Annotated in this window: 18 protein-coding genes; 11 read left to right on the top strand and 7 right to left on the bottom strand. The window is 58.7% G+C overall.

Annotated elements, in window-relative coordinates; genetic code table 11:
- The first annotated feature begins 14 nt into the window (after window positions 1-14).
- The 3 genes from QUE75_RS18195 (at window position 15) to QUE75_RS18185 (ending at window position 5,779) form a co-directional block, all read left to right on the top strand.
- Entirely contained in the window at window positions 15-1,106 is a 1,092-nt protein-coding gene (locus QUE75_RS18195) for a tRNA-queuosine alpha-mannosyltransferase domain-containing protein (protein WP_230712823.1), read from the top strand.
- Between the two features lie 82 nt (window positions 1,107-1,188).
- Window positions 1,189-4,785, top strand: a complete 3,597-nt coding sequence (gene nifJ / locus QUE75_RS18190) for a pyruvate:ferredoxin (flavodoxin) oxidoreductase (RefSeq protein WP_286252288.1) — start codon at window positions 1,189-1,191, stop codon at window positions 4,783-4,785.
- Entirely contained in the window at window positions 4,778-5,779 is a 1,002-nt protein-coding gene (locus QUE75_RS18185) for a dihydroorotate dehydrogenase-like protein (RefSeq protein WP_286252286.1), read from the top strand. The genes nifJ and QUE75_RS18185 overlap by 8 nt, the downstream gene beginning before the upstream one ends.
- A gap of 36 nt (window positions 5,780-5,815) precedes the next feature.
- On the opposite strand, the gene QUE75_RS18180 is transcribed toward QUE75_RS18185, so the two are convergent.
- Window positions 5,816-6,220 carry an acyl-CoA thioesterase gene (locus QUE75_RS18180; protein WP_061330874.1) on the bottom strand — a complete coding sequence of 135 codons (405 nt, stop codon included), beginning with the start codon at window positions 6,218-6,220 and terminating at the stop codon, window positions 5,816-5,818.
- Window positions 6,221-6,414: 194 nt separating this feature from the next.
- Here QUE75_RS18180 and QUE75_RS18175 point away from each other — a divergent pair, with 194 nt between their 5' ends.
- The 5 genes from QUE75_RS18175 to phoU all read left to right on the top strand — a co-directional run bounded on the left by QUE75_RS18175 (window position 6,415) and on the right by phoU (window position 11,876).
- Window positions 6,415-7,461 carry a substrate-binding domain-containing protein gene (locus tag QUE75_RS18175; RefSeq protein ID WP_396631672.1) on the top strand — a complete coding sequence of 349 codons (1,047 nt, stop codon included), beginning with the start codon at window positions 6,415-6,417 and terminating at the stop codon, window positions 7,459-7,461.
- A 104-nt stretch (window positions 7,462-7,565) separates the two neighbouring features.
- Window positions 7,566-8,954: a phosphate ABC transporter permease subunit PstC gene (gene pstC, locus QUE75_RS18170; protein WP_286252281.1), complete on the top strand. Its 1,389-nt coding sequence runs from the start codon at window positions 7,566-7,568 to the stop codon at window positions 8,952-8,954.
- Window positions 8,947-10,224 carry a phosphate ABC transporter permease PstA gene (pstA, locus tag QUE75_RS18165; RefSeq protein WP_286252280.1) on the top strand — a complete coding sequence of 426 codons (1,278 nt, stop codon included), beginning with the start codon at window positions 8,947-8,949 and terminating at the stop codon, window positions 10,222-10,224. Before pstC ends, pstA begins: the two co-directional genes overlap by 8 nt.
- 11 nt (window positions 10,225-10,235) lie before the next feature.
- Window positions 10,236-11,123: a phosphate ABC transporter ATP-binding protein PstB gene (gene pstB, locus QUE75_RS18160; RefSeq protein WP_286252278.1), complete on the top strand. Its 888-nt coding sequence runs from the start codon at window positions 10,236-10,238 to the stop codon at window positions 11,121-11,123.
- A gap of 30 nt (window positions 11,124-11,153) precedes the next feature.
- Window positions 11,154-11,876, top strand: a complete 723-nt coding sequence (phoU, locus tag QUE75_RS18155; RefSeq protein WP_286252274.1) for a phosphate signaling complex protein PhoU — start codon at window positions 11,154-11,156, stop codon at window positions 11,874-11,876.
- Window positions 11,877-12,249: 373 nt separating this feature from the next.
- Here the strand turns inward: phoU and QUE75_RS18150 are convergent, their stop codons facing one another.
- The 5 genes from QUE75_RS18150 to mnmH all read right to left on the bottom strand — a co-directional run bounded on the left by QUE75_RS18150 (window position 12,250) and on the right by mnmH (window position 16,827).
- The gene (locus tag QUE75_RS18150) at window positions 12,250-12,615 is read right to left on the bottom strand and encodes a histidine triad nucleotide-binding protein (RefSeq protein ID WP_061330868.1); all 366 of its coding nucleotides are present in this window, start codon (window positions 12,613-12,615) and stop codon (window positions 12,250-12,252) included.
- 41 nt (window positions 12,616-12,656) lie between these two features.
- Window positions 12,657-13,952, bottom strand: a complete 1,296-nt coding sequence (locus tag QUE75_RS18145; protein ID WP_286252272.1) for an FAD-dependent monooxygenase — start codon at window positions 13,950-13,952, stop codon at window positions 12,657-12,659.
- Window positions 13,953-14,029: 77 nt separating this feature from the next.
- The gene (locus QUE75_RS18140) at window positions 14,030-14,587 is read right to left on the bottom strand and encodes an aminoacyl-tRNA deacylase (protein WP_072676099.1); all 558 of its coding nucleotides are present in this window, start codon (window positions 14,585-14,587) and stop codon (window positions 14,030-14,032) included.
- A 160-nt stretch (window positions 14,588-14,747) separates the two neighbouring features.
- Entirely contained in the window at window positions 14,748-15,581 is an 834-nt protein-coding gene (locus QUE75_RS18135; protein WP_286252270.1) for a mechanosensitive ion channel family protein, read from the bottom strand.
- A 136-nt stretch (window positions 15,582-15,717) separates the two neighbouring features.
- Complete coding sequence (gene mnmH / locus QUE75_RS18130) at window positions 15,718-16,827, bottom strand: tRNA 2-selenouridine(34) synthase MnmH (protein ID WP_061330949.1); 1,110 nt, start codon at window positions 16,825-16,827, stop codon at window positions 15,718-15,720.
- Window positions 16,828-16,933: 106 nt separating this feature from the next.
- Here mnmH and QUE75_RS18125 point away from each other — a divergent pair, with 106 nt between their 5' ends.
- Entirely contained in the window at window positions 16,934-17,593 is a 660-nt protein-coding gene (locus QUE75_RS18125) for a class I SAM-dependent methyltransferase (RefSeq protein WP_286252268.1), read from the top strand.
- A 472-nt stretch (window positions 17,594-18,065) separates the two neighbouring features.
- Here QUE75_RS18125 and QUE75_RS18120 read toward each other — a convergent pair whose 3' ends face one another.
- On the bottom strand, window positions 18,066-18,470 hold the full coding sequence (locus QUE75_RS18120) for a VanZ family protein (RefSeq protein WP_152439286.1): 405 nt from the start codon (window positions 18,468-18,470) through the stop codon (window positions 18,066-18,068).
- A 95-nt stretch (window positions 18,471-18,565) separates the two neighbouring features.
- On the opposite strand from QUE75_RS18120, the gene cysZ reads away from it, so the two are divergent.
- Both cysZ and rapA read left to right on the top strand, forming a co-directional pair.
- A complete protein-coding gene (cysZ, locus tag QUE75_RS18115; RefSeq protein ID WP_106694004.1) occupies window positions 18,566-19,315 on the top strand; it encodes a sulfate transporter CysZ in 750 nt (249 codons plus the stop codon).
- An 18-nt stretch (window positions 19,316-19,333) separates the two neighbouring features.
- Entirely contained in the window at window positions 19,334-22,195 is a 2,862-nt protein-coding gene (rapA, locus tag QUE75_RS18110) for an RNA polymerase-associated protein RapA (protein WP_286252267.1), read from the top strand.
- Window positions 22,196-22,247 lie beyond the last annotated feature (52 nt).

Below are 22,247 nucleotides of genomic sequence, written 5' to 3'. Positions count from 1 at the left end.
TGTTACGGATCGCCATGACCCCGCGAATTCTTCTGTTGTCCGCCTACGACGCCGCCAGCCACCAGCGCTGGCGGAACCAGCTGGTGGCGATGTGTCCCGACTATCACTGGCAGACCCTGACGCTTCCTCCCCGGTTCTTCCAGTGGCGCATTCGCGGTAACCCGGTAAGCTGGCTGGCCGAGCCATGCCTGTCACAACCCTGGGACCTGATAGTCGCCACGTCCATGGTGGATCTGGCCACCCTGCGGGGTCTGCATCCCCAGCTGGCAACCACTCCGTGCCTGCTCTACATGCATGAAAACCAGTTTGCCTTTCCGGTGAGCGAACAGCAGCAGGGTCGGCTGGAGCCGCAGATGGTGAATCTATACAGCGCGCTGGCGGCGGACGCGGTAGCGTTCAACAGCGCCTGGAACCGTGACAGTTTCTTGCGGGGCGTTGACGCCTTACTGAACAAAATGCCCGATGCGGTGCCGCCGGGGGTGGTGCAGGCTTTAACAGAGAAATCCCGGGTGCTGCCGGTGCCGATTGAAGACCGCCTGTTTGTCGACCAGGGGCGCGCCTTGAACTGGCGGTGCCCACACCTGCTCTGGAACCATCGCTGGGAATACGATAAGGGGCCGGATCGCTTGCTGACGTTTTTGCAGACGCTGGCGGGCCGGTCCATGCCCTTTCGTTTGAGTGTGGTGGGTGAGGGCTTCCGCCGTTACCCGGAGGCATTTGACCGGATCCACCATCAATTTGCTGGTTACATCGAGCACTGGGGTTATATGGACAGTCGCGATGAGTACGACCGGTTGCTGCGCGAGGCAGACGTTGGTTTGTCCACAGCTTTGCACGACTTCCAGGGCTTGGCGGTGCTGGAAGCCATGGCGTCGGGCTGTGTGGCCCTGGTGCCGGACCGGCTGGCGTACCGGGAGTATGTGCCCGAGCATTGCCGTTACCGGAGTGATGAATCGAGCCCGGAAGAGGAAGCCAGGGCTGGGGTTAACTGCCTGGAACAGATCATGGTGGATAAACCCGCTTCTACTTCCCCTGATGCCTGGCGGGCGTCTCGGTTGGCGGGGCGTTACCAGGCCCTGCTGGATGACCTGATTGCTGGCCGTTAGGTTGGTCTGGCGCCAACTTGCGGGCCTCACAGGCCCTGCCTAGACTGGATATTATCCCGCCGTTTCAACAAGGATGGTATCCATGGAGTTCCGCACCCTCGACGGCAACGAAGCCGTTGCCTCAGTGGCCTATCGGTTGAGTGAAACCATCGCCATCTATCCGATTACTCCGGCCTCTGTCATGGGGGAGCATGCCGACGACTGGGCGGCCCTGGGCAAAACAAACGTTTGGGGCCAGGTACCGGGTGTGGTGGAAATGCAGTCCGAAGCCGGCGCGGCCGGCGCCATGCACGGCGCCTTACAGGCGGGCTCACTGGTGACTACGTTCACTGCCTCCCAGGGCCTGCTGCTGATGTTGCCCAACCTGTATAAAATTGCTGGCGAGCTGACGCCGTTTTGCATGCACGTGGCCGCCCGCAGCCTGGCCACTCACGCCTTGTCGATCTTCTGTGACCATTCCGATGTCATGAGTGCCCGGGGTACCGGCTTCGCCCTGCTGGCCTCGGGTTCAGTGCAGGAAGCCCAGGACATGGCCGCGATTGGTCACGCAGTTACGCTGGAAAGCCGGGTGCCGGTGATGCACTTTTTCGACGGCTTTCGTACCTCCCATGAAATCGCCAAGATTGTTCCGCTCAGCGACGATGAACTGAAAGCATTGGTGCCTTATCAGGGCATCGGGGCACATCGTAACCGCCGGATGACGCCCGACCACCCGGTGCTGCGAGGCACCTCACAGAATCCCGACGCCTTTTTCCAGTCCCGGGAAGCGGCCAACCGGTTTTATCAAGCCTTCCCGGATCATCTCGAAGCGGTGATGTCCCGCTTTGCCGACATTACCGGCCGGCGGTACAAGCTGTTCGATTACGTTGGGCATCCGGAAGCCGAGCGGGTGCTGATCCTGATGGGTTCCGGGGCGGAATGTGCCCATGAAACCGTGGAATGGCTGATGGCAAAAGGTGAAAAAGTGGGTGTGCTCAAAGTGCGCCTGTTCCGGCCGTTCGCCACCGAGCGCTTCCTGAAGGCGCTGCCGGATACCGTGCAACATCTGGCCGTGCTGGACCGCACCAAGGAACCCGGCGCCCAGGGTGAACCCTTGCTGCTGGAAGTCAGTGGCGCGCTAATGGAAGCGTTCAGCCGGGGCGATCGGCCCAATCTGCCCCGGGTGATCGGCGGGCGTTATGGCTTGTCCTCCCGGGAGTTCACCCCGGCCATGGTCTGCGCGGTGTTTGAGCAACTGCAGGAGCCGGCACCAAAAACCCGCTTTACCGTGGGAGTGCGGGATGACGTTACCCATTTGTCGCTGGAGGTGGACAGCGAGCTGGATATCGAATCGCCGGAAACCCGGCGGGCGCTGTTTTTTGGCCTTGGTGCCGATGGCACGGTCAGCAGCAACAAGGCCAGCATCAAGATTCTGGGCGAGGGCACCGATCTGTTCGCCCAGGGGCACTTTGTTTACGATTCCAAGAAATCCGGTGCCACCACCGTCTCCCATCTGCGCTTCGGGCCGCATCCCATTCGTTCCAGTTACCAGATTAGTCAGGCCCAGTTTGTGGCGGTGCACGCGCCGCAGTTTCTGGAGAAGTTTGATGTGCTGGAACACGCTGCGCCAGGGGCGACGGTGCTCTTGAATGTGCCCTGGCCAGCAGAGCAGGCCTGGGACCAATTGTCGGTGGAAGCCCAGCGGGTGCTGGTGGAGCGCAAAGCCAGATTGTTCGTGATCGACGCCGCCAGCGTGGCCGAACAGGCCGGGCTGGACCGGCGAATCAACACGGTGATGCAGGTGTGCTTCTTTGCCCTGGCCGATATCCTGCCCCGTGACGAGGCCATTGCCCATATCAAGGAATCCATTCGCCATACCTGGGGCCGGCGCGGGCCGGAGGTGGTGCGGCGCAATGTGGAGGCGGTGGATTCCGCCCTGGATAACCTGCATGAAGTGCCGGTGCCCGGTTCAGTAACCGCCACCCGGACCCGGCCCCCGAGAGTGCCGGAGCATGCCCCGGACTTCGTGCAGAAAGTTACTCGGCTGCTGATGGATGGCCAGGGCGATAAACTGCCGGTCAGCGCCTTCCCGGTGGATGGCACCTGGCCCACTGGCACCAGCCAGTACGAGAAGCGCGCCATTGCCCAGGAGATTCCGATCTGGGAATCGGACCTGTGCGTGCAGTGTAATTTCTGCACCATGATTTGCCCGCATACCGCCATTATCAGCAAGGTATTCGAGCCGGACAGTGCTAAAGATGCTCCCGATAGCTTCCTTGCGGTGCCGGAAACCCACACGCCGGAGCTGGAAGGGCTGGACTACCGGGTTCAGGTGGCGCCGGAAGACTGCACTGGCTGCGGCTTGTGCGTGGAAGTCTGCCCAGCGAAGGATCGCACCCAGCCCAAGCGCAAGGCCATCAACATGCGCCCCGTTGGGGAACATGTGGATGATGAGGCCACGAATCTGGCCTTCCTGCGAAACCTGCCGGATGTACCCCGAGACCGAATTCCCCGGGACTTCAAATCCTTACCGCTTTTGATCCCCCTGTTCGAATATTCGGGGGCCTGTGCCGGCTGCGGTGAAACCCCTTACATCCGATTGCTCACCCAGTTGCTGGGTGACCGGCTGATGATTGCTAATGCCACCGGCTGCTCCTCCATCTATGGCGGCAACCTGCCGACCACCCCTTACACGGTGAATGCCGATGGCCGGGGGCCCACCTGGAACAATTCGCTGTTCGAGGACGCCGCAGAGCTGGGCCTAGGTATGCGTATGGGCCTGGGCAAACTGGCTGGCCGGGCCAGGCAGTTGCTGGAAGATATGAAAGCGCCGCTCCCTGTTGAACTCTGCCAGGCCCTGACCAGCCCCTGTGTCACTCTCGACGAGAGCGCCATGGCGGCCCGGCGCGCAGCCGTCGTCCAACTGCGTAACTGGCTCGAAAGCCAACAAGGCTCAGAAGCGCAGGAGCTGGATAACTTGGCGGATGAACTTTGTCCCAAGAGCGTCTGGGTGATTGGTGGCGACGGCTGGGCCTACGACATCGGCTACGGCGGGCTGGACCATGCGCTGGCTTCGGGCCAGAACATCAAGCTGCTGGTACTGGATACCGAAGTCTATTCCAACACCGGTGGCCAGCAATCCAAGGCCACGCCCATGGGGGCGGTGGCCAAGTTTGCGGCGGCGGGCAAGGAAACCCGCAAGAAAGACCTGGGGCTGCTGGCCATGAGTTATGGCCATGTTTACGTGGCCCAGATTGCCATTCAGTCCCACAGCAATCAGGCCACCAAGGCCCTGCAGGAGGCCGAAAGCTTTGACGGCCCGGCGTTGATCATCGCCCACAGCCCCTGTATTGCCCACGGCTACGACCTGGTGCACTCCCCGGCTCAGCAGAAGCGGGCGGTGGACAGCTGGGCCTGGCCACTGTACCGCTTTGATCCAAGGCGGATTGAGGAAGGCCTGCCGCCATTGCAGCTGGATTCCGTGCGCCAGAAGGTGCCGATGAAAGCCTATATGCAGGAAGAGGCTCGTTTCCGCATGCTGGAACTGCGGGACCCTCAGCGCTACGAGTTGCTGGTGGCCAATGCCAGCGATGCCGCGAAAGAACAGCGGGAGCTGTATATGCAGCTGGCCGGTATTCATTTTGAACCCCATGATCCCGTGAATGAAAAAACCGCCGGGGATGGAGAGCGCCATGACTGACCTGATAACCCGCTGGCTGGGCCTGGAGTTGAAGTCGCCCCTGGTGCTGGGCGCCAGCCCGCTGACCGATGAGCTGGATACCCTCAAGGCCTGCGTGCAGGCCGGCGCCGGTGCGGTGGTGATGCACTCGCTGTTTGAGGAGCAGCTGGTGGCGGAGCAGATGGCCGCGCACAAGTTTATCGATTCCCGAATCAATATGGATGCTGAGGCTCGCTCGTTTTTCCCGGAATCCGAGATCTTCGAGATGGGCTCCGGCAGTTACCTGCAACGGCTGCAACAGTTGAAAACGGAGCTGGGGGTGCCGGTGATTGCCTCCCTCAACGGCATTTCTCCCGGCGGCTGGACTCAGCACGCCAGGGAATTGGAGCAGGCCGGGGCCGATGCCATCGAGCTCAACCTGTACGACCTGGCCACTGATGCCGGCGATACCGCCGATACCCTGGAACAGCGCCAGCTGGCGGTGATTCGTTCGGTCGTAGAGCAGGTGTCGGTGCCGGTCAGCGTTAAACTCTCGCCTTTCTACTCGGCATTGCCGGCGTTTGTAGCGGGCGTTGAGGCGGCAGGGGCCAGGGGGCTGGTGCTCTTCAATCGGTTCTATCAGCCGGATATCGACCTGGAACAGCTGGCGTTGAGTCGCGAGGTGGTTCTTTCGACCAGTGCTGAGCTGCCACTGCGTCTGCACGCCATGGCCAGGCTGTATAACCGCACCGGCCTGGATATGGCAGCGTCTGGCGGCGTGCATACTGGCGACGATGCCGCAAAAGCGATCCTCTCTGGTGCCACGGTGGTACAGCTGGTTTCGACGGTTCTGCAACACGGGCCCGCCGCTTTTGAACGGCTAGCGGGTGAACTCACCACGCGCCTGGCCAGCATAGGCTATCAATCCCTGCAGGAGGCCCGTGGCGCCTTGTCACTGGATAATGTGCCGGACGCCGGCACCTGGGAGCGATTGAACTATGCCCGGCTGCTGCACGGATGGCAGTCGTCCCTATAGGGAGCCAGGGCCGGGATGCATACCGGCCCTGAGCCATCAGTGGCTCTGGTCCGGTACTTCCCGGATGCGACCATGCTCATCTATGGCCACGTACACGAACAGGCCTTCGGTCACCTTGCGCGGGTTTTTCGAGGTGCGGTCGAGGGTCCACACCTCTACATTGATTTTCATGGAACTGCGGCCGATATCCACCAGTTCGCAATAACAGCCCACCTGGGAGCCCACCCGCAAGGGTGAGAGAAATTCCATCCGGTCCATGGCCACGGTGGCATTGCGGCCCTGTGAAATACGCCCGGCCATGGTGGCGGCGGCTATGTCCATCTGCTTGACCAGCCATCCGGCGAACACATCGCCATTGGGATTGGTGTCTGAGGGCAGGGGTACCACCTGCAGGGTGAGTTCCCCGCGGGGTTTGGGTTTGTCGTCATCGTATGCAGTCATGGGAGTCGCCTGTAGATACTTATGAGTTGTTTTCCCTGCATGGTAACGGGCTGGCGGCGTGCTGCAAGAAAATTTGAACAATGACGTCTATATTTCAAATGCTGTAACAAAGTTGTCACAGACACTCCTTAGGATGCACTCATCGGTAAAGCAGATCCATACACAACGTCCACCGATAATGGAGACTTAACGTGATGAAACTGAAAGCAGCTCTTGCCTCTGTTGCCCTGGCTGGCAGCATTGCGGCGGTATCTACCCCGGCCATGGCCCGCGATACTATCAGTATTGTAGGTTCCTCCACGGTGTATCCTTTCGCTACGGTAGTTGCCGAGCGTTTTGGTCGCAACACTGATTTTCCTACCCCTCGCATGGAGTCTACCGGCTCTGGTGGCGGCCTGAGCATTTTCTGCCAGGGTATCGGCACCCAGCATCCTGATATCACCAACTCCTCACGTCCGATTAAAAAGAGTGAATTTGACCTCTGCAAATCCAATGGTGTCGAGGAAATTGTTGAGGTGCGTATCGGCAGCGACGGTATAGTGATTGCCCAGTCTGCGCAGAATGAAAAGCTTGATCTTAGCCTTGAGCAGGTCTTCCTTGCTTTGGCGAAGGATGTTCCTGACCCCAGCGGCGCCGAAAAGCTGGTTCCTAACCCTTACAAAAAGTGGAGTGATATCAGCTCTGAGTTGCCAGATGTGGCAATTTCGGTGATGGGACCGCCTCCCACTTCCGGCACTCGTGATGCCTTCGTTGAAATTGCCATGGAAGGTGGCTGCTCGAAGTACCCGTTCATCAAAGCCATGAGCAAAAATGACTTCAGGGCGGTCTGTCGCAGTATTCGTGAAGACGGCCCGTTCATTGATGCCGGTGAAAACGATAACCTGATTGTTCAGCGTCTGTCCCGGGATACTGGCACTTATGGAATTTTTGGGTACAGCTTCCTTGCAGAGAATCGCAACGTTATTCAGGCCGTTACCGTTGACGGTGTAGAGCCGACCCAGGAAACCATCGGCAGCGATCAGTACCCGGTAGCGCGGTCACTGTTCTTTTACGTCAAGAAGGCGCACGTGGGTGTTGTTCCTGGTATCCAAGAATACATCGCCGAGTTTACCAGTGAAGGCGCTTGGGGCGACAACGGTTACATGGTGGACGTTGGTCTGATCCCGATGCCTCGCGCTGACCGGATGGAAGTAGCAAAGCGAGCCAAGGAACTGACTCCGATGACTGCGGCTGATTTCTAAGCAAGATAAGTTGCAGAGATGTAAAAGAAACGCGAGCCTAGGCGCTCGCGTTTCGCATGTCAGACTGAAACAGACATTATTCACGCCACGACGCAGAGAACGTTATGCAAACTGCTAATTTGTTGCCCTTGGTGTTGGTGCTGGCCGTGGTGGCCTATTTGCTCGCCTACTCGCGTTCCCGGGCTGTTGCGGAGCCTATCGGCGGCATTCGCAACCTGAAATCGCTTCCCTTTTATTACGCGGCAAGAGCCTCCTTATGGTGTGCCATTCCGGCACTACTGGTGCTTGCGGCATGGGCTGGCTTCGAAGCTAAGGTTATTCAGGCGATTGTTATTAGTTCTCTGCCTTCCGAGCTTGCACCTGATTCCGCCGGAAGAGCAAGTCTTCTGTTATCGCAAATCAGTAATATTGCATCCGGAAGGCTGTCACCCGAGTTTGCTCCGGATGGTGTTGTTGCGGCGGCCGAACTTCTGGAGTCGCTGCGCGCCCAAAGCAAAACATTCATGACGATACTCGTGTTGCTGATTGCGGTGCTCGGCGCCAGTTTCGCCTGGACTCGGGTAGCCCCTCATGTCAATGCGCGGGAAAAGGTTGAGAAGACCTTGCTGCGGATTTTCTTTGTATGTGCCGCAATTGCCATTCTGACCACGTTGGGCATTGTTTTTTCCGTAATCATGGAGACCTTCAGGTTCTTCCAGCATATACCGTTCTGGGACTTCATCACTGGAACCAGCTGGAGCCCGCAAATGGCATTGAGGGCAGACCAGGTGGGCGCTGAAGGCGCCTTTGGCGTTGTTCCCCTATTCACCGGTACATTATTGATTTCAGCTATAGCGCTTCTGGTGGCTGTACCAACCGGCCTGCTTTCAGCAATCTACCTGTCAGAGTATGCCAGCAAGCGGGTTCGTTCGGTGGCGAAGCCGTTACTTGAAATGCTGGCGGGTGTCCCAACCGTTGTTTACGGTTTTTTTGCCGCGCTGACTGTAGCTCCTTTCATTCGGGAGTTTGCCGAAATGATTGGTTTGACGGCCTCCTCCCAAAGTGCCCTGGCTGCTGGACTGGTCATGGGCATTATGATTATTCCGTTTATCTCATCGTTGTCTGACGATGTGATCAATGCCGTCCCGCAAACTATGCGCGACGGTTCACTCGCACTGGGTGCGACTCAGTCTGAAACCATGAAAAAGGTCATCTTTCCGGCAGCTCTGCCGGGTATTATGGGCGGCATACTGTTGGCGGCTTCCCGTGCGATCGGAGAAACCATGATTGTGGTCATGGCGGCGGGCCTGGCTGCAAACCTCACCTTTAATCCGCTCGATACCGTGACAACCGTAACCGTTCAGATCGTCACGTTGCTGGTAGGCGATCAGGAGTTTGACAGTCCGAAAACACTGTCCGCCTTCGCGCTGGGTATGCTGCTGTTTGTAGTGACCCTGTTGCTGAACGTGATCGCCCTGAAAATCGTGCGCAAGTATAGGGAACAATATGACTGACCAACGCTCTCAGGCGGACATTGTTCGTCGCTCGCTTAAAAAACGCTACCGAAGAGAAAAGCGATTCCGGGCATATGGAGTGCTCGCGATTTCGATTGCGCTGGGCGCTCTGGTTATCCTGTTCGCCGACATCATCGGCAAGGGGTGGACCGGTTTTATCAAGACCACCATCACTCTGGAGGTGATGCTGGACGGTGATTCCATGTACCTGGACGATCCTACCGATGCGAATCAGCGGGCAATGGCTGATTTTTCGGCTCCGATTATCGCCGCCTTACGGAAACAGCTGCCTGAGATTACGGAATCTGGGGATCTTCGCCAACTGCACCGGCTCGTGGGTACATACGGGAGAAATGACATCAGCGACCTGTTGCGAGCGCAGCCAGAGTTGCTCAACACCAGCCAGACCCTGACCTTTCTGGCCAGTGATGCAGTGTCGGTCTACGTGAAGCACAGAGACAACGCCAGATACAGTATCCGGTTGTCGGAGCAACAGCAGCAGTGGGTAGATCAGTTGGTAGCGGAAGGCGTCATTGAAACCAAATTCAATAACGTATTCTTCACCAGCGGGGATTCCCGAGAGCCGTCCAATGCAGGTATTTTGGGTGCGCTAGTGGGTTCTTTGCTGACACTGATTGTGACCTTGGCGATTGCCTTCCCGGTTGGTGTAGCGGCGGCAATCTATCTTGAGGAATTTGCCCCACAAAACAAATTCACCGACTTTATTGAGGTAAACATCAATAACCTTGCCGCCGTGCCGTCAATTATTTTCGGCCTGCTCGGTTTGGCGGTCATTATCAATGCCTTCGGGATGCCCAGGTCGGTTCCCGTGGTTGGTGGCCTGGTGTTGGCGCTGATGACCTTGCCGACCATTATCATATCCAGCCGCGCTGCAATTAAGAGCGTTCCCCCGTCAATTCGCGAAGCGGCAGAGGGGATCGGTGCGTCTAAAATGCAAGTTGTTTTGCATCACGTGTTGCCACTCGCGATGCCCGGCATGCTCACAGGGTCTATCATTGGTATGGCTCAGGCTCTGGGTGAAACCGCTCCATTGCTATTGATTGGTATGGTGGCGTTTATTGTGGATGTGCCGGATGGTTTTTTCAGCGCTGCGACCGTATTGCCGGTACAGATCTATCTCTGGGCGAGCAGTGCCGAGCAGGGATTCATTGAACTGGCATCTGCAGGCATTATGGTCCTTTTGACCTTTCTGATCAGCATGAATGCATTGGCTATCTGGCTGCGCAAGCGCCTTGAGCGCCGGTGGTAAGGAGAGTACTAATGAATACCATGAATCCGACAATCACGAGTGGGGCGGATATGCCGGAAGACACTATTATCCCGGTAAAAGACGAGCGGCCAGCGGAAACCGTCATTGAAGAAGGTACGACCGTTGGGGGTCCTCTGTCTGATGATCCCAAGTTCAAGCTGCGTAATGTAGAAGTGTTCTATGGTCAGGATCGGGCTATAAAGAACGTCAGCCTGGACATTGGCCGTAACGAAGTCATTGCCTTTATCGGGCCTTCCGGCTGCGGCAAATCGACCTTTCTGCGGTGCCTGAACCGGATGAACGACAGCATTGATATCTGCCGGGTCAAAGGTCAGTTGATGATCGACGAGCACGATATCTATGACCCGAAACGGGACGTCGTTGAGCTGAGAGCCCGGGTGGGCATGGTGTTCCAGAAGCCGAACCCGTTCCCCAAGTCGATCTACGACAACGTGGCCTACGGCCCACGAATTCATGGCCTTGCCAACCGTAAATCCGATCTTGATGAGATTGTTGAAAACAGCCTGCGCAAAGCCGGTCTTTGGGATGAGGTGAAAGATCGCCTGGATGCTACGGCCACCGGTATGTCCGGCGGCCAGCAGCAGCGTCTGTGTATCGCCCGTGCCATTGCTGTTAGTCCGGAAGTGATCCTGATGGACGAGCCATGCTCGGCCCTGGACCCGATCGCCACCGCGAAAGTGGAAGAACTGATTGCCGAGATGTCGGAGAGTTACACCATCGTGATCGTGACGCACTCCATGCAGCAAGCGGCACGAGTCTCCAACCGCACCGCGTATTTCCACCTGGGGCATCTGGTGGAGGTGAACGAGACTGACAAGGTATTCACCTCGCCGGAGCACGAGCTGACGGAATCCTACATTACTGGCCGCTTTGGTTAAGGGCACCGGGGAACACTGGAGATATCAGATATGCCGAATAAAAAGGACGAAGTATACGGGGATCACATTTCCCACAAGTTCAATGACGAGCTGACCGAGCTGAAAACCCAGTTTCTTAACATGGGTGGTCTGGTGGAAAGCCAGGTTGAGCGTGCGGTTCAGGCGCTGGTAGATGGCGACGGCCACCAGGCCGAAGACGTGCGTGCCGGTGACAAGAGGGTCGACCAAATGGAAGTGGACCTGGACGAGGAGGCAACGTTGATCATCGCCCGTCGCCAGCCCACGGCTCGGGATTTGCGGTTGGTGATTGCGGTGATCAAGATGGTGGCGGACCTGGAGCGGGTTGGCGATGAGGCCAAGAAGATCGCCAAGATGGCTATCAAACTGTCCGAAGAAGGCCAGGCGCCCCGCGGCTATGTCGAGATCCGCCATATTGCCAGCCATGTGTTGAGCATGCTGCACGATGCGCTGGATGCGTTTGCTCGGTTGGATTCGGAGCAGGCGCTGCGGGTGATGAAGGAAGACAAGCGGGTGGATGAGGAGTATCAGGCTGCTGCCCGTACGCTCTTGACCTTTATGATGGAAGATACCCGCAATATTTCACGGTGTATGTCGGTGATGTGGGTGCTTCGTGCGTTGGAGCGGGTGGGTGATCACGCCTGTAACATTGCCGAGAACGTCATTTTCATGGTCAAAGGCGAGGATGTTCGCCATACGCCCGTGGAAGAGGCTGAGAAGGTGGTTGGCCGGTAAATCTGCACAATCCCGTTCCCATGCGGGGGCGGGCTTTGGTGGAGGGCTGGCATGCGGGTTGGCTTTACGGGACACGCTCAAGCCGTCCGTGGGCGCTTAGCTTTCGCCATCCCTGGCGAAAGATAGTCCCGTAAAGCCAACCCGCACACCAGCCAGCCGGACCAAGGCATTGGTTTCCCCAAACCCAGACTCAATGCTCTGGAAGGCTTGGCACCAGGCCGGGTGCAGCCGGGCCGGTAGTGCTGTTCGGGAGTATCTTTGGCCATGGATGGCCAAAGCTAAGCGCGCATGGATGCCTTGAGCGTCTCCCGAACAGCACTACCGGCTCGGCTGCCCACTCCTAAGCCGCGTGCCGGAGAAAGAAGGTAGAGAATCAGGCCTGTTTCATTTTGTCAGTATAAGGCGGCCAGCCAAGTGGTTTGCCGGCAAGAACGTGCAGGTGGATATGGAACACTGTCTGCCCCGAATTTTCGCCGCAGTTCATGACAACCCGATAGCCATCGTCGGCAAATCCCTTCTCTTTGGCAATCTTCGCTGCCACCACATACAGATGCCCCACCAGTTCTCGATCATCTTCGGTAATGTCGTTGATCGTGGCGATGGCCTTCTTCGGAATAACCAGGAAATGCACCGGCGCCTGAGGGTTGATGTCGCTGAACGCCAGGGCAAGGTCATCCTCGTAGAGAATGTCGGCGGGGATTTCCCGGTTGATGATCTTGGTGAAAATCGTCTCTGACATGGTGGCTCCTTTTCGATTGTCTTTGGGATTGTTGTTCGGTGTTAAAGCTGATTCAGACCCGGAATCCGGGAAGTGATCTGCCTGACCACGGCCGGCAGCTCTTCATCCAGGCCCATGGCGTAGCGGGCTACACCGTTGCGGGCGAAGGGCAAAGCGCGGGCAGCGCCAAGCCCCAGGTTGCGGGCCAGGTGTACCGGCGGGATGGCGTTGCTGAACAGATGGTAGAACAGGTCCATGGCCAGCATCATGCGGCGGTTGGCGGGCCGGCGTTGCTGTTCGTATAGCGCCAGCCAGTGCTGGCTGGCCAGGTCATCGCTGCTGCGTCGGGCTTCTTTCAGCAGGCCCTGCAGGCATTGGGCGTCCTGAAAGCCCAGGTTCACCCCCTGGCCGGCCAGGGGGTTGATGGTGTGGGCGGAGTCGCCGGCCAGCACCACGCGGTTCTGGACATAGTGCTTGGCGTGCTGGCGGGCGATGGGGAAACTGGCTTTGGCGTCGATGTGGGTCAGCGGCGGCAGGCGTGCCGGGAAAGCCCTGTGAATTTCCGCCATGAGGGCGCCGTTGTCCATGGCCTTTAGCTCAGCGAGCCTTGCCGGGCTGTCGTACCACACCAGTGATCCCCAGGTTTCGCCGGGGTGTTGCTTACCTGCACTGTGTAACGGCAGGAAGGCTCTGGGGCCGCTGGGGTAAAAGCCCTGCCAGGTAATGTCCTCGGGCTGGCCCAGGTAGCGGACCGAAATCACCATGGCTTGTTGTTCGTACTGGTCGCGGGTCACGCCAATGCCGGCCAGTTCCCGCACTCTGGACATGGCGCCGTCCGCCCCGACAATCAGTTGGGCGCTCAGTTCTGTACCATCGTCCAGGGTTATCGTTGCACGCTCGGCATTCTGTGTCAGTGCCTTGAGCCCCTGGCCGGTAATCAGCGTGACGTCGGGTTCGTCCTGTAAGGTTTGCCACAGGGCGTTCTGGGTGATGCTGTTTTCGACGATATGGCCCAGATGGCCTGCGCCGAGATCGGTTGCGTTGAATTCCACTTCGGTCAACGAGCCGGGCAGCAGGCGGCTGAGTGGGTGCGGGGTCTCGTCCCACACGGCCAGGCGGCGATAGGGCGTGGCGCGCATGGCCTGAATGCGGGGCCAGGCGCCCAGGCTTTGCAGATAGCGCTCGCTGCCGGCACTGAGCGCTGATACCCGGATATCGGGGCTGGCATCCGCGTCAAAGTCCGAGGGCTCGGCCTTGTCAATCAGGCCGACCTTGATGCCCTGCTGGCCAAGGCCATTGGCAAGGGCGGCGCCGACCATGCCGGCGCCAACGATGATGATGTCAAATGCTTGGTTCATATCCGGTTCCTGTCTGATGGCATCAGTTTACGCGATGCCACGGGCCAGACAAGCGACCGGGATCAATCCGCCGGGTTTCAGTACCCCGCGAGTCTGGAGACGGTCTTTTCCTCAGTGGTTTCCGGCCGTTGACGGCCTTTCGTCAGCCAGGCCGGTTTCTGGGCGCCTGGTCGGGTGAAGCCCTGGTTGATCACCATGGGGTGAACCAGTTGCAGGAAGTCTGCGGTTTTCATGTGAATGGATTCGGTGTGGGTGCCGGCGGCGAAGGCCAGTTCCGGCTGCTCCGTCAGCACTTCGGCGCAATAGACCGTCATGCCGAACAGGTTGCCGAACGGTGGCATGGCGCCCACCTCGCACTCGGGAAACCGGTCCTGGAATTCCTGTTCGTCGGCAAGATCCACGAAATCGGTGTCCAGCACCCGGGAGAGCCGATCCCAGCGCACCCGCCAGGTAGCAGGCATCACCAGCATGGCCATTTTGCCATCGAGTTCGATGATGACGGTTTTAACAACCCGGTCGCCGGCGATCTTGACGTGGTGGGCCAGCTGCTGGGCCGTGAAGGCAGGGGGATGGGAGAGGCACATGTATTCCACACCTGCCTCGTCCAGGAACTCTGTTAACTGCTTCACCGGCATAGTCACAACCTCCTGACAGCATGGTCGGTGTTGTGGAGCCATCCGCCTTCCCGGGCCTGGCCCCGATGGCAAGAGGGGCGGGCGCCCCTTCTTACCGTCAGCTTAGCCCAGGTTGAGCTGTTTGCGAGTATCCATCTGTATTTGTGTGTAACCGTTCGCGTCATTCGGCCTTGTACATGTGTACATCGCGCTGAGGGAACGGAATGGTGATACCTTCTGCGTCAAAGGCCTTTTTCACTTTCTCCTGCATGTCCCAGTAGTATGGCCAGAGGTCGTCAGTGGCAACCCAGGCACGGAACATGAGGTCGACAGAGCTGTCACCGAGGGCGCCAACACAGATTCGCGGTGCCGGGTCTTTCAGTGAGCGCTCATCTTCGTCAAACAGGCGTTGAAGAATGGCTTTGGCCTTGTCGATGTCGTCGTCATAGTGAATGCCGAAGGTCATGTCGCAGCGGCGTTTGTTATAGATGCTGACGTTAACCAGCGTTGCGTTGGACAGGCTGCCATTAGGGATGACGATACGGCGGTTGTCGAAGGTGTTTACCACGGTGTAGAGAATCTGGATTTCCGCCACGGCGCCAAGGTAGCCTTGGGCTTCAATGGTGTCGCCCACCTTGAAGGGCTTGAAGATCAGGATCAGTACACCACCGGCAAAGTTGGCGAGACTGCCTTGCAGCGCCAGGCCGATGGCCAGGCCGGCGGCACCGATAACCGCGATGAACGACGTGGTGGCAATGCCGATCATGGAGGCGACCGAAATCAGCAGCATGATCTTGAGCACGGCGCCAATCAGGCCGCACAGGAATTTGTTCAGGGTGGGGTCTTTTTGGCCCAGTTTCTTGTCAAGAACCGAAACAAAACGGTTGATCAGCCACATACCCACGATCAGGGTTATGATGGCCAGCAACACCTTGGGGGCATAGGCCATGGTCAGGGCGACTGCCTGATCCATCCATTGGGTAGCCTGCCCGTCGGCACTGAAGAGGTCTTCCATAGGGGAGCTCCTTGTTCGTTAGTGTTTTTTGAGGTGTAACTGCCTGGACAATCGATTGCCGCAAGGGAATCTGACTCTACGCAGTATAGAGCACAAATGGATTAAACCTGCATTGCGCGGAGATGTTGTAATCGCTTTATTTCAGGAGCTTGTGGTGGTTTCTGGCGTAGTCGCGAATGGTTTCCGGATTGCCGCGTACAAGAATCCGCCCCTGTTTCTGGCTGAGCTGGTAGTCGTACATCGGGTCGTAGTAGTCGTTGAGCAGGGTTTCGATCCAGGCATGGTGGCGGTCCAGGGTGCCGGTCGCCTGTTGCTGGTCGAGGGCCTGGGTCATCAGGTCTCGGAGCTGCTGGTAGCGTTCACCACCCAGGCGCCTGCGTATCCGGTCCAGGGCGCTGAGCAGGTAATCCCGGAAGTTGAGCCAACCGGCCTCTTCACCGTCTCTTGAAATGTAGTCCTGCAGCATGGCCTCTACGTAGTCGGCGCGAATGATCGCAACCCGCTCTTCCATGGGTTGTTCCAGAATCATCAACGGCGATTCCGCCATTCGTGCCCGCAGGGACTCAGGCAGGGCGCAGCGGCCAATCAGTCGGCTTTCATCTTCCAGGTAGATCAAGCCGCCGGTCAGGTGATGCGCCTTCAGCATGGCAACCGCCACACGGTTCTCGAAGTCTATCTGGGAAGGTTGCGGCGTAACCTGTCGGCCAAAACTGGAGCCTCTGTGGTTGGCCAGTCCTTCAAGGTCGACCGGATTGGGCAGGTCAAGCAGGACGCGGGTTTTGCCAGTGCCGGTGCGGCCGCTGAGAATCCGGTAATCACCGTTGGCAATCAGTTGGTCCAGGCTGTCGATCAGGAAACGCCGAAGCGCCTTGTAGCCACCCTTCACCAGGGGGTAGTCAATGCCTGAGTCTTTGATCCATTGCTGGGTAAGCCGTGAGCGTAGCCCGCCACGAAAGCAGAAAAGGTATCCCTCGGGGTGTCTGGCGATGAAGCGGTTCCAGGCTTCTATACGCTGCGCCTTGATGTCGCCTGAGACCAGTTGATGGCCCAGTTTGATGGCTTCGTCCTGACCTTTCTCCTTGTAGCAGATACCCACCCGGTGCCGTTCTTCATCGTTCATTAGCGGTGCATTTTCAGCACAGGGAAAACTGCCTTTGGCAAACTCCACCGGTGCCCGCACATCCATTAACGGGATGTCGTTCAGGAACAGGTTGAGGTAGTCATCGGTGTCGGGTCTGCTGGCCATTTCCATGAATCGCTGTTACTCAGAGTGAGGCGGCAGTATACCGGACTGTTGATATCCCGGCCAAAGGGTACAATGCCGCCTCGGAAACGGCCTGAAAGGACCAGTGATGAATCCGGAAACACTCAATCTGCACCTGCGCAAAACCCTTAGTCGCGGCCGGGTGGCCCAATCGGCGCCGGCCGGCTGCCCGGAGATACCGCTCTACCTGTTTGACCCGTCTGTGCTTGAGGGGCCACTAAGTCATGACGAGGCCCAGGCCGTGGTGGCGGAGCCGGCCTATTGGTCGTTTTGCTGGGCCAGTGGCCAGGTGTTGGCCCAGTGGATTCTGGACCACCCGACGCTGGTGGCAGGCAAAACCGTGCTGGATTTTGGCTCCGGCTCCGGCGTGGTAGCGTTGGCTGCTGCACGGGCGGGTGCGGCCAGAGCCATTGCCTGCGATATTGATCCGGCAGCGCTGGATGCTGCTGCAGCCAACGCTGAGTTGAACGGCGTGCAGGTGGAGCTGTGTGCGGACTGGGCGCAGCGGCCCGGGCACTTGGACCTGATCACCGCGGCTGATGTGCTGTACGACCCGGAAAACCGGCCGCTGCTGGAGGCCTTTCGCGCGTCCGCTGAACAGGTGTTGCTGGCAGACTCCAGAATCAGGAATCTGGCCAATCCGGCCTATGACAAGCAGGCAGTGATTGAGGCTAGAACCTGGCCGGATCTGAATGAATTCGAGGAGTTCAACAAGGTGCGCATTTATCTTGCGCGGGGCAGGCTGTAGCAGCAAGCAGTGGGGCGTGATGGAAAAAATAAAGGGCAACCCTCGGGCTGCCCTTCGCAGGTACTGAACCGCCATCCTGAGCAGTTCAGATTCGGAACAGGTTGGCGCCTCCGTGCGCGGTGGGCAACTGCCTTGTTGCCAGTCCTTGCGTCCGTTCCCTGGTGCCGGCGTCCGAGCCAGCCATCCAATTCGTTATCCCTTAAGCGAGGCGTCCCTGTGTCCTTGCCTCTCCCCACAATCCATGCAGGGGTGCGTCCGGTGCGTCGTCCTTTTCCCTGTCATCCTTGACGTTGAACATCATACCAATCCCACCTTTACAGACGTGTGAACTGTGCACGATTTGTTGAACACGAAACTGCGGTCATCAATATTTTTTGTTAAAAATCATTAAGATATATTGAATTCCTGGGTGAGCGCTCGCGTCTGCGCACGCTACGCGGCTACATGTTCTTACATGCTTGTAGGAAATGTCTCACACAGAGTCGGGCGAATTTCTCAAATCCACTTCACCGGCATTGCGGATGCCCGGCCACGGCAGCATGCCGATCGCGATGCCCAGGGCATCCGCCAGAACATCGGCCATGGAAAAATCCCGATAGGGGAGGTTGGCCTGGACCGCTTCGAGCGCCAGGCCGAAGCCCAGCAGGGCAGGGGCGTACCAGAACGCACTCAAGCGAGGCCAGGCCAGCCGGGTGACAATGGTCAATTCGATAAACGCAATAATGTGGTTGACCTTGTCGTTGGCGGCTGCAGGGATGGGGTAGCTGGAGCTGGTTGTGGCCAGGTACAGGATGGCGGCCACCGAGATCAGCAAGACTGCCTGCCAGAGCCGGCGCATGCGCAGAAGGGTAGAGACGGTTTGCTGAAATGGGAGCATCAAGTCATCCGGGTGTGGTTGCAGGCTGTGGGAACGATCCTGACATGATATGCTTTGCGCCCCGTTTTTGTCATGGCAGCGGAGGATCATCAGCGATGCTCAAGGGTAACTTTTTCAGAGGACTGGGTTATCTGGGTGAAGGTTTCAGGCTGATCCGCCTGCCGGGCCTGCGCCTGTTTGTCATCATTCCCCTTGTGATCAACATCCTCCTGTTTGGTTTGATGTTCTATTTCATGGCGGAGCTGTTTTCGGTCTTGATCGCCGGGGCCATGGCCTGGCTGCCGGATTGGGCCTGGTTGCAGGCACTGGACTGGCTGTTCTGGTTACTTTACGGCGTGGTGATTCTGCTGATGCTGGCCTACGGTTTCGTGATTGTTGCCAATCTTATCGGCTCGCCGTTCTACGGTTATCTGGCCGAACTTACCGAAAAGCATCTGACCGGCCAGGAAGTCAATCCGGACGAAGGCTGGGCGGCGCTGCTGAAGGATACCCCACGAATTCTCTGGCGCGAGGTCCAAAAGATCGCCTATTACCTTCCCCGCGCCCTGGGCCTGTTCATCATAGGCCTGATTCCGGTCGTCAACCTGGTGGCGGCCTTACTCTGGTTCCTGTTCAACAGCTGGATGATGGCGTTGCAGTACGTGGATTATCCGGCGGACAACCATAAAGTCAGTTTTGCCCGTCTGCGCCGGGATCTTGCGGCCCAGCGGCTGTCAGCACTGGGTTTCGGCTTGCCGGTGGCCCTGGCGGCCATGGTGCCGGTGCTTAATCTGGTGGTGGTGCCGGCTGCGGTGTGCGGAGCAACCGCCTACTGGGTGCGGGAAAATACATCGAATCAACAGTAATTTGCTTGCGGAGGTTTCTTGGAAACATCGGAATTTGTCATCGGTCAGCGTTGGGTGAGCCACAGCGATACCGCTTTGGGTTTGGGTATCGTTACCGACATCTCGGGGCGCAGAGTTACCCTGGGGTTTCCGGCGGCCGATGAAGAGCGCACCTACGCCATCGATAATGCGCCTTTGTCGCGCATTGTCTATCAGCTGGGTGAGGAGATAGAGACCTACGACGGCGAGCGTTACATTGTTCGCGCCGTTGAGGATCTCCACGGTGTTCTGATGTACCACGCCGATGATGGCGAAAATATCCAGCAGATCTCCGAGGTAAAGCTGGCCGGTTCGGTCAATTTTTCGGCACCGCACCAGCGCCTGTTCGCCGGTCAGTTTGACCGTAACGGTGCCTTCCGGTTACGGGTCTCCACGCTCCAGCATCTCGATCGGCTCAGAGCTTCGCCGGCCCAGGGGTTGATTGGCGCCCGTACCCAGCATTTGCCTCACCAGCTATACATTGCCCACGAAGTGGCGCGCCGCCATGCCCCCAGAGTGTTACTGGCCGATGAGGTGGGTTTGGGCAAAACCATTGAGGCTGGCCTGATCCTGCACTATCAGCTGCACACCGGCCGGGCCCGAAGGGCACTGATTGTGGTGCCGGATTCACTGATTCACCAGTGGCTGGTGGAGATGCTGCGCCGCTTCAATCTGCGCTTCTCGATAGTGGACCAGAGCCGCTACGACGACATCAAAGCCCAGGAAGACGATGTAGACGCCCTGGTAAACCACATCTTCGGCGACGACGACAGCGTCAACCCGTTCGAGGCGGACCAGCTGGTGTTGTGCAGTCTCGATTTTCTGGTGCAGAGCGAACAGGCCCGTGACCATGCCCTGGCGGCGGGTTGGGACCTGATGGTGGTGGACGAAGCCCACCACCTGGCCTGGTCGCCGGAACAGGCCAGCCCGGAATATCAGCTGGTTGAAAGCCTGTCTGAGGCCAGCAAAGGCCTGTTGCTGCTGACCGCTACGCCGGAACAGGTGGGTGTGGCCAGTCATTTCGCCCGTTTGCGCTTGCTGGACCCGGCACGGTTCCACTCCCTGGACGCGTTCCGGGAGGAGGAACAGCAATACGAGGTCATCAACAAAGTGGTGCGCCGGCTGCTTGAAACTCCGGACCGAATTGATCCGGAAGATAAAATCGCCCTTGCTGGCTGGTTGGGTGATGAGCTGGAGGAACTTCTGGCCCGAGATGGCGCCCACCAGGCGGTGATTGATGCGTTGCTGGACCGCCATGGCACCGGCCGGGTGCTGTTCCGCAACACCCGGGCAGCGATTCAGGGCTTCCCGGAGCGCCAGCCGCTGCCGGAACCCCTGCCGTGTCCTGCTCTTTACGATGATTGTCGCTACGGTGATGTTGGCCTGGCGCCTGAACAGACGGCGCCGGAAGAGCAATGGCTGGCGGACGATCCGCGAGTGGCCTGGCTGGAGAAAAAACTTGCCAGCCTGCGCCCGGCCAAAGTGGTGGTGATCTGCGCCCGGGCTGATACGGCCATGGCGCTTGAGCATTACCTGCAGTTGCGGGCCGGCATTCGCAGTGCCGCCTTCCATGAGCACCTGAGCCTGCTGGAGCGGGATCGTGCCGCCGCCTATTTTGCCGACAGCGAGCAGGGCGCCCAGGCGCTGATCTGTTCGGAAATCGGCAGTGAGGGCCGTAACTTCCAGTTTGCCCACCACCTGGTGCTGTTTGATTTGCCCGCCAACGCGGACCTGCTGGAACAGCGGATTGGCCGGCTGGACCGCATCGGCCAGACCGAGGCCATCCGGATTCACATACCCTACCTGCAGGGCACCAGCCAGGAAGTACAGTACCGCTGGTTCCAGGAAGGGCTGAACGCCTTTGCCGAGAGTTGTGCCGTCGGTGTGGCGGTTCACGACCAGGTGGGTGACGAGTGGCAGAAGGCCCTGGACGGCGATGACGCCGCCCTTGAACCCATGCTGGCAAGCAGTGCCGAGGAAACTGCGCGGCTGAAAACCCTGCTGCACAACGGCCGGGATGCCCTGATTGAGCTCAACTCCTGCCGCCGGGATGAAGCCGAAGCCTTGATTGCCAGTATCGAGCAGGAGGAAAGCTCGGCCCAGGTCCGTGATTACATGGTGCAGGCGTTCGATATTCTGGGTGTGGATATAGAAGATCACAGCGAGCATGCCGATGTGCTCAAGCCTGGCGAACAATACCAGGCTGGCCATGTTGCCGAGCTGCCGGAGGACGGCCTGACCGTCACCTGGGAGCGTGAACAGGCCCTGCAGCGGGAAGATATGGCGTTCATGAGCTGGGAGCACCCGATGGTGACCGGCGTGATGGATTCTGTCACCAGCTCGGGCCTGGGCAAAGCGGCGCTGGCCAATCTGTCCGTGAAGGCACTGCCGCCCGGCACCCTGCTGCTGGAGGCCCTGTTTGCCGTACACTGCCCGGCGCCGGAGTCCTTACAGTTGACCCGCTATCTGCCGGTTTCGCCGCTGCGCCTGGTGGTGGATGTGAATGGCCGGGACCTGTCCAACGCGTTACCTCATGATCGCCTGAATGAGCTGTGCTCCAACATTCGCCGGCGCACGGCACAGGCCATCGTGCCAAAGATCCGGGCCGAGGTGGAAACCATGGTGGACCACGTTGAGCGACTGGCAGAGCCGCATCTGGCACGGCTGCAGGCGCAAGCCCTGGCGCAGGTTGAGGCGGGCTTTGTTCCCGAGGTGCGCCGGCTGGAAGCATTACAGCGGGTAAACCCGGCCATTCGCAGTGAAGAAATCGATTATCTGCGCGACCAGCTGGATGCTGCCCGGGAAGCGGTGGGCCACGCCAGTCTTGCGCTGGAAGGTATTCGGGTGATTGTTACCTCCTGAAGTGGACTAACTGGCTGAGTTGCGGGCGTTATCTGGCAACATGGCATCTGAT

Origin of the sequence: Marinobacter shengliensis (assembly GCF_030297115.1) — a bacterium.
GTDB classification, from domain to species: Bacteria; Pseudomonadota; Gammaproteobacteria; order Pseudomonadales; family Oleiphilaceae; genus Marinobacter; species Marinobacter shengliensis.
Note: the sequence above shows the minus strand (reverse complement) of the source record. Positions and strands in the feature narration are given on the sequence as shown.

Coding starts and splice junctions, on each gene's coding strand:
- QUE75_RS18195 (WP_230712823.1), top strand. CDS start 15: ATGACCCCGCGAATTCTTCTGTTGTCCGCCTACGACGCCGCCAGCCAC.
- nifJ (WP_286252288.1), top strand. CDS start 1,189: ATGGAGTTCCGCACCCTCGACGGCAACGAAGCCGTTGCCTCAGTGGCC.
- QUE75_RS18185 (WP_286252286.1), top strand. CDS start 4,778: ATGACTGACCTGATAACCCGCTGGCTGGGCCTGGAGTTGAAGTCGCCC.
- QUE75_RS18180 (WP_061330874.1), bottom strand. CDS start 6,220: ATGACTGCATACGATGACGACAAACCCAAACCCCGCGGGGAACTCACC.
- QUE75_RS18175 (WP_396631672.1), top strand. CDS start 6,415: ATGAAACTGAAAGCAGCTCTTGCCTCTGTTGCCCTGGCTGGCAGCATT.
- pstC (WP_286252281.1), top strand. CDS start 7,566: ATGCAAACTGCTAATTTGTTGCCCTTGGTGTTGGTGCTGGCCGTGGTG.
- pstA (WP_286252280.1), top strand. CDS start 8,947: ATGACTGACCAACGCTCTCAGGCGGACATTGTTCGTCGCTCGCTTAAA.
- pstB (WP_286252278.1), top strand. CDS start 10,236: ATGAATACCATGAATCCGACAATCACGAGTGGGGCGGATATGCCGGAA.
- phoU (WP_286252274.1), top strand. CDS start 11,154: ATGCCGAATAAAAAGGACGAAGTATACGGGGATCACATTTCCCACAAG.
- QUE75_RS18150 (WP_061330868.1), bottom strand. CDS start 12,615: ATGTCAGAGACGATTTTCACCAAGATCATCAACCGGGAAATCCCCGCC.
- QUE75_RS18145 (WP_286252272.1), bottom strand. CDS start 13,952: ATGAACCAAGCATTTGACATCATCATCGTTGGCGCCGGCATGGTCGGC.
- QUE75_RS18140 (WP_072676099.1), bottom strand. CDS start 14,587: ATGCCGGTGAAGCAGTTAACAGAGTTCCTGGACGAGGCAGGTGTGGAA.
- QUE75_RS18135 (WP_286252270.1), bottom strand. CDS start 15,581: ATGGAAGACCTCTTCAGTGCCGACGGGCAGGCTACCCAATGGATGGAT.
- mnmH (WP_061330949.1), bottom strand. CDS start 16,827: ATGGCCAGCAGACCCGACACCGATGACTACCTCAACCTGTTCCTGAAC.
- QUE75_RS18125 (WP_286252268.1), top strand. CDS start 16,934: ATGAATCCGGAAACACTCAATCTGCACCTGCGCAAAACCCTTAGTCGC.
- QUE75_RS18120 (WP_152439286.1), bottom strand. CDS start 18,470: ATGCTCCCATTTCAGCAAACCGTCTCTACCCTTCTGCGCATGCGCCGG.
- cysZ (WP_106694004.1), top strand. CDS start 18,566: ATGCTCAAGGGTAACTTTTTCAGAGGACTGGGTTATCTGGGTGAAGGT.